The sequence below is a fragment of the Marinobacter sp. SS13-12 genome (assembly GCF_030227115.1).
GTDB lineage: Bacteria > Pseudomonadota > Gammaproteobacteria > Pseudomonadales > Oleiphilaceae > Marinobacter.
The window spans coordinates 526,711-541,914 of record NZ_JASSUA010000001.1 but is presented as its reverse complement, the minus strand read 5'-3'; the positions used below and the strand labels follow the sequence as shown (position 1 = coordinate 541,914).

At 59.4% G+C, this 15,204-nt stretch carries 12 protein-coding genes; 5 read left to right on the top strand and 7 right to left on the bottom strand.

The features are described from left to right. Positions 1-202: 202 nt before the first annotated feature. Positions 203-2,680 carry an ATP-dependent helicase HrpB gene (hrpB, locus tag QPL94_RS02490; protein WP_285355283.1) on the top strand — a complete coding sequence of 826 codons (2,478 nt, stop codon included), beginning with the start codon at positions 203-205 and terminating at the stop codon, positions 2,678-2,680. On the opposite strand, the gene QPL94_RS02485 is transcribed toward hrpB, so the two are convergent. Both QPL94_RS02485 and QPL94_RS02480 read right to left on the bottom strand, forming a co-directional pair. Next, complete coding sequence (locus QPL94_RS02485; protein ID WP_285355281.1) at positions 2,634-3,485, bottom strand: eIF2B alpha/beta/delta subunit family protein; 852 nt, start codon at positions 3,483-3,485, stop codon at positions 2,634-2,636. The genes hrpB and QPL94_RS02485 overlap by 47 nt on opposite strands. Positions 3,486-3,548: 63 nt before the next feature. After that, complete coding sequence (locus tag QPL94_RS02480) at positions 3,549-3,917, bottom strand: DUF6746 family protein (protein ID WP_285355280.1); 369 nt, start codon at positions 3,915-3,917, stop codon at positions 3,549-3,551. Between the two features lie 580 nt (positions 3,918-4,497). Between QPL94_RS02480 and QPL94_RS02475 the strand changes: the two genes are divergently transcribed. Further along, positions 4,498-5,316: an ATP-grasp domain-containing protein gene (locus QPL94_RS02475; protein ID WP_285355279.1), complete on the top strand. Its 819-nt coding sequence runs from the start codon at positions 4,498-4,500 to the stop codon at positions 5,314-5,316. A gap of 166 nt (positions 5,317-5,482) precedes the next feature. Continuing rightward, positions 5,483-6,658: a type III PLP-dependent enzyme gene (locus QPL94_RS02470; RefSeq protein ID WP_285355278.1), complete on the top strand. Its 1,176-nt coding sequence runs from the start codon at positions 5,483-5,485 to the stop codon at positions 6,656-6,658. A 135-nt stretch (positions 6,659-6,793) separates the two neighbouring features. Here the strand turns inward: QPL94_RS02470 and QPL94_RS02465 are convergent, their stop codons facing one another. Genes QPL94_RS02465 through QPL94_RS02450 form a run of 4 tightly spaced genes read right to left on the bottom strand, consistent with a single transcriptional unit; the run spans position 6,794 to position 11,287 of the window. Then, entirely contained in the window at positions 6,794-7,996 is a 1,203-nt protein-coding gene (locus QPL94_RS02465; protein ID WP_285355276.1) for an MFS transporter, read from the bottom strand. 11 nt (positions 7,997-8,007) lie between these two features. Then, positions 8,008-8,403: an ectoine synthase gene (locus QPL94_RS02460; RefSeq protein WP_114612157.1), complete on the bottom strand. Its 396-nt coding sequence runs from the start codon at positions 8,401-8,403 to the stop codon at positions 8,008-8,010. Positions 8,404-8,453: 50 nt separating this feature from the next. Continuing rightward, the gene (locus tag QPL94_RS02455) at positions 8,454-9,881 is read right to left on the bottom strand and encodes a GTPase/DUF3482 domain-containing protein (RefSeq protein WP_285355275.1); all 1,428 of its coding nucleotides are present in this window, start codon (positions 9,879-9,881) and stop codon (positions 8,454-8,456) included. After that, positions 9,878-11,287 carry a DUF2868 domain-containing protein gene (locus QPL94_RS02450; protein ID WP_285355274.1) on the bottom strand — a complete coding sequence of 470 codons (1,410 nt, stop codon included), beginning with the start codon at positions 11,285-11,287 and terminating at the stop codon, positions 9,878-9,880. The genes QPL94_RS02455 and QPL94_RS02450 overlap by 4 nt, the downstream gene beginning before the upstream one ends. 83 nt (positions 11,288-11,370) lie before the next feature. Here QPL94_RS02450 and QPL94_RS02445 point away from each other — a divergent pair, with 83 nt between their 5' ends. Next, positions 11,371-11,730: a DUF6164 family protein gene (locus QPL94_RS02445; RefSeq protein WP_285355273.1), complete on the top strand. Its 360-nt coding sequence runs from the start codon at positions 11,371-11,373 to the stop codon at positions 11,728-11,730. A gap of 8 nt (positions 11,731-11,738) precedes the next feature. Here QPL94_RS02445 and QPL94_RS02440 read toward each other — a convergent pair whose 3' ends face one another. Beyond that, complete coding sequence (locus QPL94_RS02440) at positions 11,739-12,644, bottom strand: alpha/beta hydrolase (RefSeq protein WP_285355272.1); 906 nt, start codon at positions 12,642-12,644, stop codon at positions 11,739-11,741. Between the two features lie 385 nt (positions 12,645-13,029). On the opposite strand from QPL94_RS02440, the gene QPL94_RS02435 reads away from it, so the two are divergent. Beyond that, positions 13,030-15,144 carry a 3-hydroxybutyrate oligomer hydrolase family protein gene (locus QPL94_RS02435; protein ID WP_285355271.1) on the top strand — a complete coding sequence of 705 codons (2,115 nt, stop codon included), beginning with the start codon at positions 13,030-13,032 and terminating at the stop codon, positions 15,142-15,144. The last annotated feature ends 60 nt before the right edge of the window (positions 15,145-15,204 follow it).

Genomic DNA, 15,204 nt, shown 5'->3' with positions numbered 1-15,204 from the left:
CAGGACTGATAGGTCAGGTGCAGGAGCGGGGTGGTGGGGTATTTTTCCTTGGGAATGGAACTCGCTTCGCTCAGACACCCATTCCTGGCGGAAAAATACCCCACCACCCCACTCCCAGGTAACTGGCAGTTATCGCCTTAAATACATTGCGCGAACTCACGCCCTTCCCCCAACCCGACCAGTCCTGAAAAAAGCAAAACCAATGCTCCCAATCAACCAAATAATCCCGGATCTACAAAAGACCCTGGAATCCGAGACAACCGTCCTGCTCCAGGCCCCACCGGGCGCCGGCAAAACCACGAGGGTGCCATTGGCGCTGCTGGATGCTCCATGGCGGCAGGGGCGCAGGATTTTGATGCTGGAGCCAAGGAGGCTGGCAGCCAGGTCGGCAGCCAGGTATATGGCGGGGCAGATGGGCGAGAAGCCGGGTGAGACGGTGGGTTATCGAACACGGCTGGATACACGGGTGACCTCGGCTACTGTGATTGAAGTGGTCACGGAGGGGATTCTTACGCGGCTGATTCAGAACGATCCTGCGCTGGAAGGCTATGCAGTCGTGATTTTCGACGAATTTCACGAACGTTCGCTGCAAGCGGACCTTGGCCTGGCGTTGGTGAGGGAATCGCGGCAGGCGTTGCGGGAGGATCTGCGGGTGATCGTGATGTCGGCAACCCTGGATACTGCGCCGATCGCCCGCCTGCTGGGTGACGTACCGGTGCTGACCAGCGAGGGCCGGGCGTTTCCCGTGGATGTGGCCTACCGGCCGCTCCCACGTAATGGCCGGATGGTGGATCAGGTGGTGTCAGTGATTCACGAGGCGCTGGCGGAGCAGACCGGGTCGCTGTTGGTATTCCTGCCGGGTGCCGGGGAAATCCGGCGGGTGGAGCGAAAGCTTCAGAGCCAGGTGGGCAGGAACGTGATCGTGGCGCCGCTATACGGCAACCTCAGGAACGACGAACAGGACCGGGCCATTGCCCCGGCGCCCGAGGGTTATCGCAAGGTCGTTCTGGCTACCGCCATTGCTGAATCCAGCCTGACCATCGAGGGGATTCGGGTGGTCGTCGACTGTGGCCAGCAGCGCCGGGCAGTGTTCGATGCCAACAGCGGTATGACACGGCTGGTGACGGGCTGGGTGTCCAAAGCCTCGGCGGAACAGCGCAAGGGGCGGGCGGGGCGTATTGAGCCTGGTGTGTGTTACCGGCTGTGGAGCGAGTCCGCTCAGTTTGGTCTGGCGGAGTTCACCGCGCCGGAAATACAGGAGGCGGACCTGGCCCCCCTGGTTCTGGAGCTGGCTCAGTGGGGTGCCAGGTCTGCGGAGCAACTGGACTGGATTGATCGGCCGCCTTCAGCACACTGGCAGCAGGCAGTGCAATTGCTGCAATGGCTGGACCTGCTGGATACTGACGGCGCCATCACCGGGCATGGCAAGGCCGCCCGGGATATGGGCGTGCATCCAAGACTGGCGCACATGATTCTCCGGGGCCGTGAAATTGGTCTTGGTTTTCTTGCGGCTGAACTGGCGGCATTGCTGGAAGAGCGGGACCTGGCCGGGCGGTCTGCGGGGGCGGATATGCAGGAGAGGGTCCGGATATTGCGGGGACAGGGGCCTCGTTATGGCATTGATGCTGCCAGAGTGAAAGCCATTGCAAAGTCCGTATCACGGCTGGCCGGCAATCTGGACCGGCCACGAGAGTTGCCTGCTGATGACGAAGTGGGCCGACTGCTCGCCCTGGCCTACCCGGACAGGGTTGCCCGTAAACGGCGCGGTGACGCTCCCCGTTACCAACTCAGCAACGGGCGCGGCGCCGTTCTGCGGGATGAGGATCCTCTTGCCCGACATCCGTGGCTGGCGACCGCCGAGCTTGATGGCAAGGCCAGGGAAGCGACGATCTATCTGGCGGCACCGGTTGATCCGGTGCTACTCGAACTGGACCTGGCCAACCATATCCATGAGCGGGAGGAAGCCGTCTGGGACGACAAGCGCGGAACGGTCATAGCCCGCCGCGTCAGAAAACTGGGGCAACTGGTACTGGAAGAAACCGCCTTGCCGGCCCCGTCCCCGGAATTGCTGCAGCAGGGGCTGCTGGCGGCGGTGCGCAAACAAGGGCTCAAAAGCCTGCCCTGGACCCCGGCTGCCGAACAGTGGCTTGCCCGGGTTTCCCTGCTGGCCCGTTGCTTTCCGGGTGACTGGCCGGAGGTCAGCGAACGCTGGCTGGCTGACAACCTTGAGTTCTGGCTCGGGCCCTTCCTGGCAGGAATGGATCGCTGGCGCGACCTGGAGAAGCTCAACCTTAACCAGGCACTCGGCAGCCTGCTGGACTACCGGCAACAACAGTCACTGGAAGAACTGGTGCCAATCCGCCTGACGATTCCCAGTGGCCAGTCGGTAACACTGGATTACACGGCGGAAAACGGGCCGGTACTGGCCGCCAAGCTCCAGGCCCTGTTCGGCTGGGCCAGAACCCCGACCGTCGCCGGCGGCCGGGTGCCAGTGGTTATCCACCTGCTCTCCCCGGCCCAGCGCCCCCTCGCCGTCACGGCGGACCTGGCCAGCTTCTGGCGCAATGCCTACCCGGAGGTGCGCAAGGACATGCGCGGGCGCTACCCGAAACACCCCTGGCCGGAAGACCCGTTCACTGCCGAGGCAAGCCAGGGAACGAAAAAACGCCCTGCTCGTTGATTCTGCCGGTCACCAGCGATTCCGGCACGGTTTCGAAATAGACATTCCGGGGCCTAATCCACTCACCCTCTGGGGCGTGCAATTCGCTGGTTGGCATTTCTTCCAGGGTGACGTGCTCGCTGGTCTGATCACTGTGTCTGAAACTGTCCCCCAGCACCCAGAAAGGTCTGTTATGAGCACGGGCTGCCAGGGCAAGCAGGCGGGTTCCACTTTTATTGATGAAATGCCCATCCGCCAGCCAGGTATCACAACCGGTGACCACCACATCCGCCTGGGGAACAAACAAGGCCATCTGGGCATCGGTAATCAGGGTGACCGGTACGCCCATGTCATTCAGCGACCGGGCGAGCTGATGCCCCTCGAAGCCGGGGCTGCTCTGGGTACAGATGACAGAAAAGGCGTGTTGCTCCTGCTCCAGAAGACGAAACAGTCCCAGCACCACCGAGCTGGCACTGTGGGTCATAATCACGGCATTGGCGGGAATTTTCTGGCAGGCATGCTGGGCTATGGCGGCACTGGCGTTTTCCAGCTCGTGGGTAACCCGGTTAACCGACACCAGTGGCGTCTCCCCGCTTGCCAGTCGTGACTCCACCCTCGCCATGGCGTTGCCAATCACGATCATGCTGGGGCGGGCATTGCGAAGTTCTGTGAGTAACGTTGCCAGGTCGCTGGAAGCAGGCTCGGTCGCCTCCACATATTCTTGCAGGCCCTTGAGTGTTTCCAGCGCCAGCGCTGTGGCCCCGGACTCGTAATCCTGCCGGAGCCTGTTCAGTAGTTCGTTTGCTCTGTCATCAAAACCGGGCATCGCTGCTATCCCTTGCCGTTAAGATTCAAGGGTAGCAGCGAGAGTGCCGGTTGTCCGCGAGGTTTACTTGATGACTGTGCGGCTGGTTTCCAGATAGCTTTCACCATTGCTCGCCACGGCTTCAGTATCGGCGCGTTCGGAGGCAAGGTGGATTTCCTCCAGCGTTTCCGCCAGTCCGTCGAACTGCTCGTTGATCTTGCCGAGGGCGTTTTCCAGGGTATAGGTAAGCTGATGGATCTCGTTCATGGCCTCCGGAGTCAGGTCACCGGCCAGAACCTTTTCCAGCTTCCTGTTGTACTCTGAAAAGTTGACCACGGCCTCTTTCAGGTTGGCGGATTCCTTGCCTTCGAAGTGTTCAACTTCTTCAGCAAGGGAAGACATCGGCAGTGTCAGGGCAGCACAGGTCAGTAGTGCCAGGGTCTGTTTTCTCATATCGTTTTCTCCTTGTCGATATTAAAAATGATAATAGTTCGCGTTCAAGATTAGGGTAAGTTTGTTCTGGTGGCAATGATTTCTGTCAGTTTTGGTCTTGGCTCTGGCTCTGGCTCTGGCTCTGGTAGGACTGGGACTTTGGTGGGGATCGGGGTGGTGGGGGTATTTTTCCTTGGGGATGGAACTCGCTTCGCTCAGACACCCATTCCTGGCGGAAAAATACCCCCACCACCCCGCTCTACCGGAAAATGGTGATGTCGTTACGGAAAGGGTTGGTTTGGCTGCGCTTTGATGTCGGACTTATCGGACTGAGGCATTTTCAGTGGGGCCATATTCTCAGACAAACCCGGGTAAAACCCCGGTAGATCGTTACGACAACTGGAGTTACCTAAGGGTACGGGGGTGTTTTATTTTTCAATAAAGAAAATGGTGTCTGAGCGAAGCGAGTTCATTTTCATTTGAAAAATAAAACACCCCCGTACCCCTCCCCCAACCCAACAAGTCCTACCAGCCCAATAAACATTGCACCAATAAAAAACCTGTATAAAATGCGACCAACTCAACCACGCACCCCACCCACATGAAACTGGTTTCCTTCGATATTTTCCGCACCCTTGGCTTCCCGGATACCAAAGTACTCAAGCCCGAACAGTTCCTGGCCCACAAGGAACTGCTTAAAAGCGCAGACTGGGTTCTGTTCCCGGAATACTGGCAGTTGAACGCCCTGGTTTATGGCTTGAAATGCCGGGTGTTCCCCAGTGTTGCCAGTTATCGGATTGGCCACGACAAGGTCGAGATGACCCGTGCCTTCCAGGTGGTGGCTCCGGAGCACACTCCATGGACATTGATAGAGGCCAACGGCCCTGAGGAACAACAGGCGGTGTGGGATGCCATGGTGCTGCCGTTTGTGGCCAAGTTACCTAAGGCGAGCATGGGCGAAGGGGTATGGCTGATCGAGAACCGGGCCGACTGGCAGCGTTATTGTGAGCGGACCAGCGTTTTATATGCTCAGGAATATTTGCCGATCGACCGGGATGTGCGGGTGGTGATTGTCGGGGAGCGGGTGGTATCGGCTTACTGGCGGACCCAGGCGGATCAGGGGTTCTATAACAACGTGTCGCAGGGTGGACGTATTGATAACAGCCCGGTTCCGCCCGTGGTAACGAACCTGGCACTGCGGCTGGCGAGAGAGCTGGGGGTGGACCATGCGGGTTTCGATATTGCGCTGGTGGAAGGTTACCCCTACGTGCTGGAGTTCAACCGGTTGTTCGGAAATAAAGGGCTGGGTCAGCCCGGTGACCTGAAGTCTGCCATTCTGGACTACCTGCAGCAACAGGCCGAGCCGGAAGATCCTGATGGACCCACCGGGCCGGCGCCGTTATGGCCGGTTGCGGTGTAATTGGGGGACAGATTCCTGTTTTGGCAGAGCGGCTGATACTTATGGGTAGATATGCTCATATCCGGGGTCCCGAAAAAGCCCGATGATCGCTTCATTACCGGGTGCCGCAGCGTCGCTGTGGTGCCCTTTTTTATGCCTGTTTACCCCGTGGAGGGAAACACTATCCATGACCGAGTCTGCCAACGCCATCATCGCTGATTACTACGACGCCGAGACCTTTGCCCGTATCAAGGCATTTGCCGATACAAAGGAAACGCCCTGCGTAGTTATCGATACCGCCACCATCGACCGTCAGTACGACGAACTGGTGGAAGGCTTTCCCTATGCCAACGTCTACTATGCGGTAAAGGCCAATCCGGCCCCGCAGGTGTTGACTATGTTGCGCGACAAGGGTGCCAGCTTTGATATTGCGTCTGTGTATGAGCTCGAAAAAGTCATGGGCCTGGGTGTAACCGGTGAGCGCATCAGCTACGGCAACACCATCAAGAAAGCCAGAGACATCCGTACGTTCTATGAAAAGGGCGTGCGCCTGTTTGCTACTGACTCCGAAGCGGACCTTCGCAACATCGCCAAGGCGGCTCCGGGCTCGAAGGTGTATGTACGCATCCTCACCGAAGGCACCCTGACGGCCGACTGGCCCCTGTCCCGCAAGTTCGGCTGCCAGACTGACATGGCCATGGACCTGCTGATCCTGGCCCGCGACCTGGGCCTGGTGCCCTACGGCGTCTCCTTCCACGTGGGTTCCCAGCAACGGGAAATCGGCGCCTGGGACGCAGCGCTGGGCAAGGTGAAGGTGATCTTCGAGCGCCTGAAGGAAGAAGACGGCATTGAGCTGAAGATGATCAACATGGGCGGCGGCTTCCCGGCCAACTACATCACCCGTACCAACGATCTGAAAACCTACGCCGAAGAGATCAAGCGGTTTCTTGACGAGGACTTTGGCGACGAGTTGCCCGAGATCATTATTGAGCCCGGTCGTTCACTGATCTCCAATGCCGGTGTTCTGGTGAGTGAAGTGGTGTTAATTTCAAGAAAGTCGCGTACAGCTTTGCATCGCTGGGTATTCACCGATGTCGGTAAGTTTGGTGGCCTGATCGAAACCCTGGACGAATCCATCAAGTTTCCGATCTACACCGAGAAAACCGGCGAAGGCGAAGACTGTGTGATAGCCGGACCTACCTGCGACAGTGCCGACATAATGTACGAGCACCACAAGTACCCGTTGCCCCTGAACCTGGCCATTGGTGATCGCATGTATTGGTTGTCTACCGGTGCCTACACGACTACCTACAGCGCTATTGAGTTCAACGGGTTTCCTCCTCTAAAAGATTACTACATCTAACCTTGGGGCGGCCGCGGGGCGGGGGTACTGTTTTCCTTGGAAATGGAACTCGCTTCGCTCAGACACCCATTTCTGGCGGAAAACAGTACCCCCACCCCACGGCTAGCAAGTTGGGAGTGGGCTTCCTTTTGAGGGTCAGCTTTGGGGCTGGCCCTTTTGTCGTCTTAGGTCCAGGGTAAATGTCAGGGGAAAGACCAGGATACAATAGGCAATTATAAAACCTACCGCGTACCGGGCGTCGTTACCCCAGTCAGCCAGTAAACCGCCGATCATCGGCACTGCAAACGCCAGGGTGTAGCCGACCAGGAAATTACCTGCAGATAGGCGGCCTGTTTCCTGAGATGGCACCAGCACTGGCGGTAATGCCACCAACAGAATCAACAGAATGCCTGCCGTCAGGCTCATAAACGTCGCACTGGCAATTGCCCACCAGCCGGTAAACAATAGTGTTCCGAGCGTCCCAATGACGCTACAGCTAGCGGCTACTATGATAGGTAGTTTTCGGCCCACCCAGTATCTCGCCATTTTCAGCATCAGCAACGAGGCGATCACCTGCGCAAAGTTGTACCAGAACAGGGCATCGGCGAGCATTTCGAAATTACCCTGTTGCTTCAGCAGGTTACCCATGTAGGCGTTGAGGCCGAAAAACAGGGAGCCGGAGAGGCCCAGTAACAGGCCGATTCTCAGGGTGAGAGGGTTTTTCCAGTCAGGCAGCCAGGAGGGTTTTCGTACCGGTCGGGCCATGTCCCGGCGTGGGAGGAACAGGGCTGCAGCTACCAGTAAACCGGGCAGTGACCAGGCCAGCAGGGTGGCTCGCCAGCTGTTATCCATCAATGGCATCAATACTGGCAGGGTGATGCCGGCGCCGATGAACTCGCCCATCAGCATGCCGTTCATGTAGATGGCGGAACCGATGGCCAGGTGTCGGGGTTCCAGCCATCGGGGCAACAATGCCGGCAGGGAGGGTTGCATCATGGCGACGCCGAGGCCCATAACGGCGCTGGCGAGCATGAGTGTGACGGTATCCGGGGAAAGGCCGCGGCCGGCTGAACCTGCAACCATGATTACCATGGCCAGCGCCAGGGTGTTCCGTGGCCCTAGTCTGGCGATCGCAAGCGAGCCGGGCATGGAGCCGATCGCCAGCATCAGTATGGGCAGGGTGGTGAGTGCCCCGGTCAGGGCCTGGGACAGGCCGAGTTCGTCGCTGATAAACGGGGCCAGGGGCGGCGCCACCAGTATCGGTATGCGCAGGTAAACACCGGCCAGCCAAAGCAACACCGCCACCGGGAGCAGCTTTGCTGCCGGTGGCGGTGTTGTGATCTCTGAAGCGTCAGCCACTGGGGCCAGGCTTAAACGTCGCTGGTATCCAGAATGTAGGCACCGTCCTTGTCATGGACTTCACGGCCGGTGACAGGCGGGTTGAAGGCGCAGATCAGGCGCATGTCCTCGGTCCCACCGCGTAGAGTGTGGGGGTCGTTCTTGTCCAGCGCGTACAGGGTTCCGTCAGAAATTTCGTGGGTTTCACCTGTTGCCTTGTCGAGGATGGTGCCGTTGCCGGCGACGCAATAGACCGCTTCCAGGTGGTTCTTGTACCAGAGATTCAATTCAGCCCCGGCAGGGATAATGGTCTCGTGGAATGAAAAGCCCATGCCATCCTTTTTGAGCAGCATACGGCGGCTGGTCCAGCCCGGTCCGGTTACTTCGCGCTCGGTGCCGATGATGTCCTCAACTCGTACAATTTTCATACTTGTCCCTCGCTGTTTGTTGGAGCAGTCTTACAGTATACACATGCCGCTTACGTTCGGTTCAACCGCCAATCGTCGTAGGCGCTCATGGCTTGCTCAATGGCAGCGGCCAGGGCAAACCGGGTTTTGTCATCCAGGACTCGCTGTTTTCGGCAGCGTTCGAGGGCCCGATGAATGACCTGACGGTTGGCCCGGTCCAGGTGCTCCAGCCAGTGGTTGTCCGCCGGTGCCAGGTCCAGCAGTTCGCGACCGGCGTGATTACGGTGGCTGATATGCCACCAGTGATTTATTGCCCTTCCTAATACAACATAGCCGAACTGACTGTCTTGTACAGGGCCAAAAACAGCGGTTCTGAGTCCGTTGGTCAGTACCCCGGTATTGAGCACCGGTAAAGTCAGGCGATCGCCATAAAAATAGCTGCCGGCAGCACCAATCAATCCACCGACCAGGGCGCCGGCTCCCAATGAGTGGCCAAGGGTCAGCGCATCCACCCCGGCACCGCCTACAGCACCGGCCCCGAATCCGGCTGTTGCCAGGTAACGGCGGTTGACGCCCCAGGCCTTGCGGCTGTCCTCGCTGAACAGGTCGTGTTCACTGTGCCACTCAAGTTCGGCTTCCTGGCGCTCCACACGATGATGCTCGTAAAGCTTTTCGATGGCGATCCGCAGATTCTGTTCCCGTTTCCGCTGGTTGTGATACCAGCTGGTTCGCAATTGTCTGGCCAGCTCTTCGTCGGACATGTCGCTGGTCTGGAGCGTGGTCAGCGTGCGTTTCTCCCGAAATGACATCATTTCTTCCAGAGTGTGCGCAATCTTTGCAGCCGCTTCGGTCCGACGTTGACGTCGCTGGGCAAGGAGAAAGTCTGTAGCCTGCTCCAGTGGTCGCTCCCAGTCCGGCTCTAGCTGGCCAAACGCTCGCAAAAGGCTGAGATGTTGTTCGAATGGAGCACTAACCGCATCGAACTTGCGGACAACCTGGAAGAACTGGCCAAGCGCCTGTGCCCAGGTGTCACTGTAATCGTCTTCGCCAATACTGTTGATCAGCGCCAGGCTCGGTCGTCCGGTCCAGCGCAAGATGGTCATTTCAGCCTCATGTTGTGCGCTGTAGGGTACGGAGCCATCCACCACGTAAATGATGCCTGCACCTTCGGTCAGTGGTGTCAGCAACTCACATTCATCCGTGAATCCGCCGTCGTCACGGTGCTGGATAATAAACGCCTTCACGGTTTCTGACCGATCCGAGGCGGAAATGCTATGGGCTTCCAGCCATTCCAGTACCCGTCGGGGGCGCTGGAAACCCGGAGTATCTACCAGTGTATACAGGGTTTTGCCATCCACGGTCAGCGGGTATTCCTGGCGCTGGCGGGTCGTCCCCGGTTCCAGGGCAATGGCGATGGCATCGTTCTGGGACAGGGTGGCCACAACACTGGACTTTCCCTTGTTGGGATGGCCAACCACGGCGAATACGGGGGTGGTCATTGTCGGTGCTCATGCTGAAGTGCGCGGTGAATGCGGGCCTCCTGGGAGGCCAGGTCCGGAGTGCTGACAACGATCTGGCTGTCTCCGGATCTGTCGGCAAACCGCAGCCACTGGCTCACCTGATGCTCCGGCGGGGGCTGATCCGGTTCCGCTGCCAGGGGCACCAGCGCAATGAGGGTCGTTGCTGGCCAGGCCTTGCGGGCTTCGCCCAGGAAATCCGCCAATTCTCCGGTCGGCGGCTCCCAACTGCGGGTCACCACCAGGACAGCAGGGTTGGGGGTGGCAGCAATAACCTGCCCGGCCTGCCGGATAATTCGATGGTCATCCTCAAGGGAAGCGTTGCCTCCGGCTGCAAGAATGTCGCGGTATCCGGCTGACAGGGCGTCGGGGAGTTCGGGCTCACCGGCACCTGCCCAGCGGATAAGAACCTGCCCGGCCGGCAGCGAATGCAGTTGCCCCGAGGTGCTGGTATCTGGCTGGTCACCGGCGTCATTATGTCGGTTGCCGGTATCCAGTGCCGGGGTTTCCATGCGGTACTGCAGCGCGATCATGCCGGGGTGGCTGGCCAGTTCCCTGCGGGCCCGCAGGCCCGGATGGACTACCGCCAGTGCCAGTAGCAACAGCCTGGGCAGGATGACATAGGTGACCCATACCATGGCAACGAAAGGCCACCAGCGCCCCCAGAGCGCGGGATCAGCGTTGCCCCTGTCGTCGCTGCGGAAGAAACGGGTAGCGTCCACCAGGTCCCTGTCGGGCACTGCGGCCGGCCAGAGGTTCTGCCAGGGCGTGGCCAGGGTCGCCAGCAGTCTGTAATAGCTGTCCGAGCCGGTGTCGAGGGTCGTACTCCAGCCAAAGGCGAGATCCTGAATCACCACAAGCACCAGCAGGGTGAGCAATCCGGCCAGACCAAACATCAGTCCGCCGGCGTGGGCAGCGCGGGCCATCAGCATGGGTTGCAACGGCCGCAACGCGCCGGAGGAGCCCGTCAGCGAGAACTTTCGTAACAGCCAGCGCCAGGGCTGCCAGCCGGCGAAGGCCTGCACAGTGGTGATCGCCGCCAGCAGGCATTGGAGCAATACGAACGCGAGGATAACCGTGAGGTTGATTCTCTGGCCGCCGTCGTAGAACAACAGCCCCAGCATGGCCATAACGCCCGTGACCAGGCCCACAAGTGCAAAACCCGTAGTCAGGTGCCGCCACTGGCGCAAAGGGTCGTCGGTGGGTTGTGGCGTGCGTAATCTGCGGATGTGCTCAAGCCACAGTTCCGGGCCCGGTGACAGACCCTTCTCACGGGATTCCAGGGCAAAACGGCGGTCCCGCCGGTGCAGGAAAGCCGCGCTCTGGTCGCGGTCTCGCTGAACCTGGTGATCAAACTCCAATAATCGTCGAATCGCGCTGTCTGGCATTGATTATCCTGGTGAACTGGGCGGTGAGAACCATCCCGGAATGCTAGGATAAGGGTATCCCATAACCCGGTGCCAGACATACCATGACCAACCACCTCATGAACCTCCGCCATGTTCCCGACGACGAAGCGGACGAAATCCGTGAGCTGTTTGAAGCGCACGATATCCCCTATTACGAAACTCCGCCCAGCCGCTGGGGCATCAGCATGGGTGGTTTCTGGGTGCACGATAACGACGAGGCCCGGCGAGCAAGGGAACTGCTGGACAACTATCAGCGGGAGCGTCTGCATCGTCAGCGCGAGGCTTACGAACTTGATCTGGCGGAAGGGCGGACAGGTGGATTCTGGCATCGAGTCCGGCATAAACCGGTCACAACGGTTGCAGCGTGCCTCGCAATTCTGGTTATCCTGGCGCTCTCCGTGGCGCCTTTTGTCTCGCTTTGACCTTCACTTCAGTTCTGTGTCTGCATCGTCTGACGGGTATTGCCCGTGTGGCGAACCAGAAAGTCCGTGGCCTTTTCAACGGCGTTACCGGCAGTCAGGAAGCTGGTGATATGACCTCGCAGATGCATCAGGTACAGCTCGCTAACGACGCCATGAGCCGTCAGGCGATCCCGGAATTCTTTTGCCTGGCTGACAGGGACCAGCATGTCCTGGGCACCATGGAACAGAAAGAACGGTGGCGCACCGGCGGTAATGTGCGTTATCGGTGAGGCGGCCTGGTAGACGCCGGGAATATCTTGCTGCACACCATCCAGAAACTGGCGAATCAGTTTTCCGGAGTCAAATGCGCGGAGATCGCCCGGCAGACCGCCGGCAACAACGGCCACGGGCCTGGCGTGCTTCCTTCCGTGGGGCTGGTTTAACGGGTGTCCGGATTCGGCAACCAGGGCCATCAGGCTGACCAGGTGGGCGCCGGAGGAAAATCCGAACGCACTGATGGCATCCCGGTCCAGGTGGTAGGTATCGGCCTGGTCGTGGAGCCAGTTCATGGCAACCTGAAGATCATACAACTGAGCCGGGAAGGTATGCTCCGGCGCAAACCGGTAGTCGATGTTCATCACCGCGAAACCCCGGCTGGCAAGGTGCTCGGCGATCCACGCCATATCCTTCCTGGAGCGACGCTCCCAGCCACCGCCGTGGACCAGCAGCACGGTCGGCAGGGGCTGGTTGCTTTCCGGCAGGTAAAGATCGGCCTGCAGAGCCTGGGGCCAGCCAGCCGGCGAAAAAGTAATGTCTGTTTGTGTGCTGTAGTCGGTTTGCAGCGCCGGTGCTGCCTGCTCGGGTGCGTTCTGGTGAGAGGCACAGGCGGTCAGCAGGGCACTGACCACCATGGCCAGCAGGCGTGAGGGGTGCATCAATCCTCCGTCAATTGATCCGGTGACAGCAACTGATACGGTGAAATCCTGTCTGCGGATGCGTTGCAGCATTACAGTGGCAAGTGAGGCGTTCTTCCCTCAGGCGGCCGGTACTGTCCGGAAAACAGGACGGCGTCCGGATAGCGCTACACTCGTGCCGTGCGGCGCTGAGCATAACCTGAGCCTCCATTCTCGCCTAGTTGCCGGCTTCAAACTGTCCGGTTATCCGGAAACCTGTGTGCCGTATTTTCGGTTTTTTTTGATAACACTCCTATTATCAACGGCTTGCCTTATTGGCACAGGATGCGCATGGCACTGTGGTGGTGCCTGGTGTTTCCATTTTGCGCCCGGTTCCCGTGTCTAACAAAAACAACAGGGAATAATGATGAAAACATTACTGCAATGCACGTTGATTGGCGCGGTCACGTTAACGGTGTCCGCCTGTAAAGAAGGTAACTCCCCTTTCAATCAGCTCCCGGATTTCGTCCAGGGAGAGGTTGTTTCGAACCAGTATGACGGTGTAAACAATGACCTGCTGACCGGTGGGCTTGGTGCCAGTGGCCTTGCCAGTGGGACACCACCGGCCTTCGATGACCCCATCAATCCAACGCCTGAAGAGTTACGGACCCTGGCGATCTACAACAACTACCGTGCTCTGGTGGATACGGTACCCGGCGGTGGGTATGGCGAGTTTTTCGGGCCCCAGGTCGGCAGTGGTGGTGAAGGTCTGATTCCGGGAGAAGAGCACCTTGCCTATATGACCGTCGAGGGCACGGATGTGCCCGTTACCGTGATGGTCCAGGTGCCGGACAGTTTCGACCCTGACCAGGCCTGCATGATTACAGCACCTTCGTCGGGCTCCCGGGGTATCTACGGCGCCATTGGAACGGCCGGAGAGTGGGGCCTGAAGAAAGGTTGCGCCGTGGTCTATACCGACAAGGGCACCGGTACCGGTTCCCACAACCTGGCCACCAATGCGGCCCAACGCATTGACGGAACCCTGACCCGGGCCGACGAGCCGGTGCAATTCCGCGCCGACCTGGACGCCCAGGCGCGGGCGGATTTCGATGCTGCCTGGCCGGACCGGTTTGCCTACAAGCATGCCCACTCACAGGTCAATCCCGAGGCGGATTGGGGCCGGCATGTTCTCCAGTCTATTGAATTCGGCTTCTATGTGCTGAATGAAAAGTTCGGGCAGGAGACCGGCAATGACCGTAAGGTCATCAAGATAAAGCCGAAAAACACTCTGGTGATCGCCTCCAGCGTATCCAACGGTGGCGGCGCCTCCGTCCGTGCCGCGGAACTGGACGACAGCGACTTGATCGACGGTGTTGCGGTGTCGGAGCCCAACGTCAATCCCCGGGTGGATACCAGCTTCACCATTCGCCAGGGCAATGGCCCCGAACTTGCCGAGCACAGTCGCAGCCTGCTGGATTACACCACAGCACTGGCGGTGTACCAGGGCTGTGCCAATATCGCACCGGAAGTGCGCGATGTGGCGCCCCTGAACGCCACTTTCAACAACTTCACCATTGCGGAAAATATCTGTAACTCCCTTGCCAACAAGGGTCTGGTGGCGGGCGCCACTACCGATGACCGTGCGACCGACGCCCTGCGCATCCTGGAGGAGGACGTGGGTATTCAGCCCGAGCAGAACCTGCTGGCCCCCATCCATTTCGGACTGGCGGTGGCCCAGAGTATCTCCACCACCTATGCCAACACCTACGCCAGGGCGGGGGTGGAAGACAGGTTGTGTGATATCAGCCTGGCGGCTACCGGGGCCGGGGGCGCGGTGGTGCCCCTTACCGAGGCCCAGGAAGCCGCGCTGTTCTCGGCAAGCAATGGTATTCCACCCAGTGCCGGCATGAGCCTGGTGTATGACGATGCCGAGGGTCAGCCCACCAACCTTGCGGCCAGCGCTTCGCCCAGTTCCAGCCAGCAGGATTATGGTCTGGATGCGCTGCTGTGTCTGAGGAGCCTTGCGTTGGGAACGGATGTTGTTTCCGGGAGCGAGCTTTCAGAGAGTGACGCGGATATGGCAGAGCGCATTGCCGGTGGTATCGAAGAGGTGCGGGCCTCCGGTAACCTGCAAGGCAAGCCGACGGTTTTCGTAACCGGCCGTGCCGATGCCATCCTGCCAATCAACCACACGTCACGACCCTATTTCGGCCTCAACCAGCGGGCTGAAGGCAGCGACAGTAACTTGCGGTACTACGAAATTCTCAATGCCCACCATCTGGATGTTCTCAACGGATTCCAGGTCCCGGGACTGGCGGACACCTATGTACCCCTGCATCACTACTACTTCCAGGCGCTAGACCTGGTGTGGGCGAACCTTACCGAAAAGCAGGCACTGCCACCCAGCCAGGTGGTGCGCACCTTGCCGCGAGGCGATCTAGGAACACCCCTGTCCGAAGCCAACCTGACCCCGATCGCGGCCAATCCGGATGCCGGCGATCTCATCGTGTTCAGCGATAACCAGGTGCAGATCCCTGATTGAAGCGCCTGATAGCCGGCCCATCCGGATTCCGGGCCGGCATCGTTTGCCCCCATACCGGGG

Bases quoted from the DNA above. Each gene is read 5' to 3' on its own strand.
- QPL94_RS02460 (WP_114612157.1), bottom strand. From the start codon at position 8,403: ATGAAAATTGTACGAGTTGAGGACATCATCGGCACCGAGCGCGAAGTA.
- QPL94_RS02450 (WP_285355274.1), bottom strand. From the start codon at position 11,287: ATGCCAGACAGCGCGATTCGACGATTATTGGAGTTTGATCACCAGGTT.
- QPL94_RS02470 (WP_285355278.1), top strand. From the start codon at position 5,483: ATGACCGAGTCTGCCAACGCCATCATCGCTGATTACTACGACGCCGAG.
- QPL94_RS02485 (WP_285355281.1), bottom strand. From the start codon at position 3,485: ATGCCCGGTTTTGATGACAGAGCAAACGAACTACTGAACAGGCTCCGG.
- hrpB (WP_285355283.1), top strand. From the start codon at position 203: ATGCTCCCAATCAACCAAATAATCCCGGATCTACAAAAGACCCTGGAA.
- QPL94_RS02445 (WP_285355273.1), top strand. From the start codon at position 11,371: ATGACCAACCACCTCATGAACCTCCGCCATGTTCCCGACGACGAAGCG.
- QPL94_RS02475 (WP_285355279.1), top strand. From the start codon at position 4,498: ATGAAACTGGTTTCCTTCGATATTTTCCGCACCCTTGGCTTCCCGGAT.
- QPL94_RS02480 (WP_285355280.1), bottom strand. From the start codon at position 3,917: ATGAGAAAACAGACCCTGGCACTACTGACCTGTGCTGCCCTGACACTG.
- QPL94_RS02435 (WP_285355271.1), top strand. From the start codon at position 13,030: ATGAAAACATTACTGCAATGCACGTTGATTGGCGCGGTCACGTTAACG.
- QPL94_RS02440 (WP_285355272.1), bottom strand. From the start codon at position 12,644: ATGCACCCCTCACGCCTGCTGGCCATGGTGGTCAGTGCCCTGCTGACC.
- QPL94_RS02455 (WP_285355275.1), bottom strand. From the start codon at position 9,881: ATGACCACCCCCGTATTCGCCGTGGTTGGCCATCCCAACAAGGGAAAG.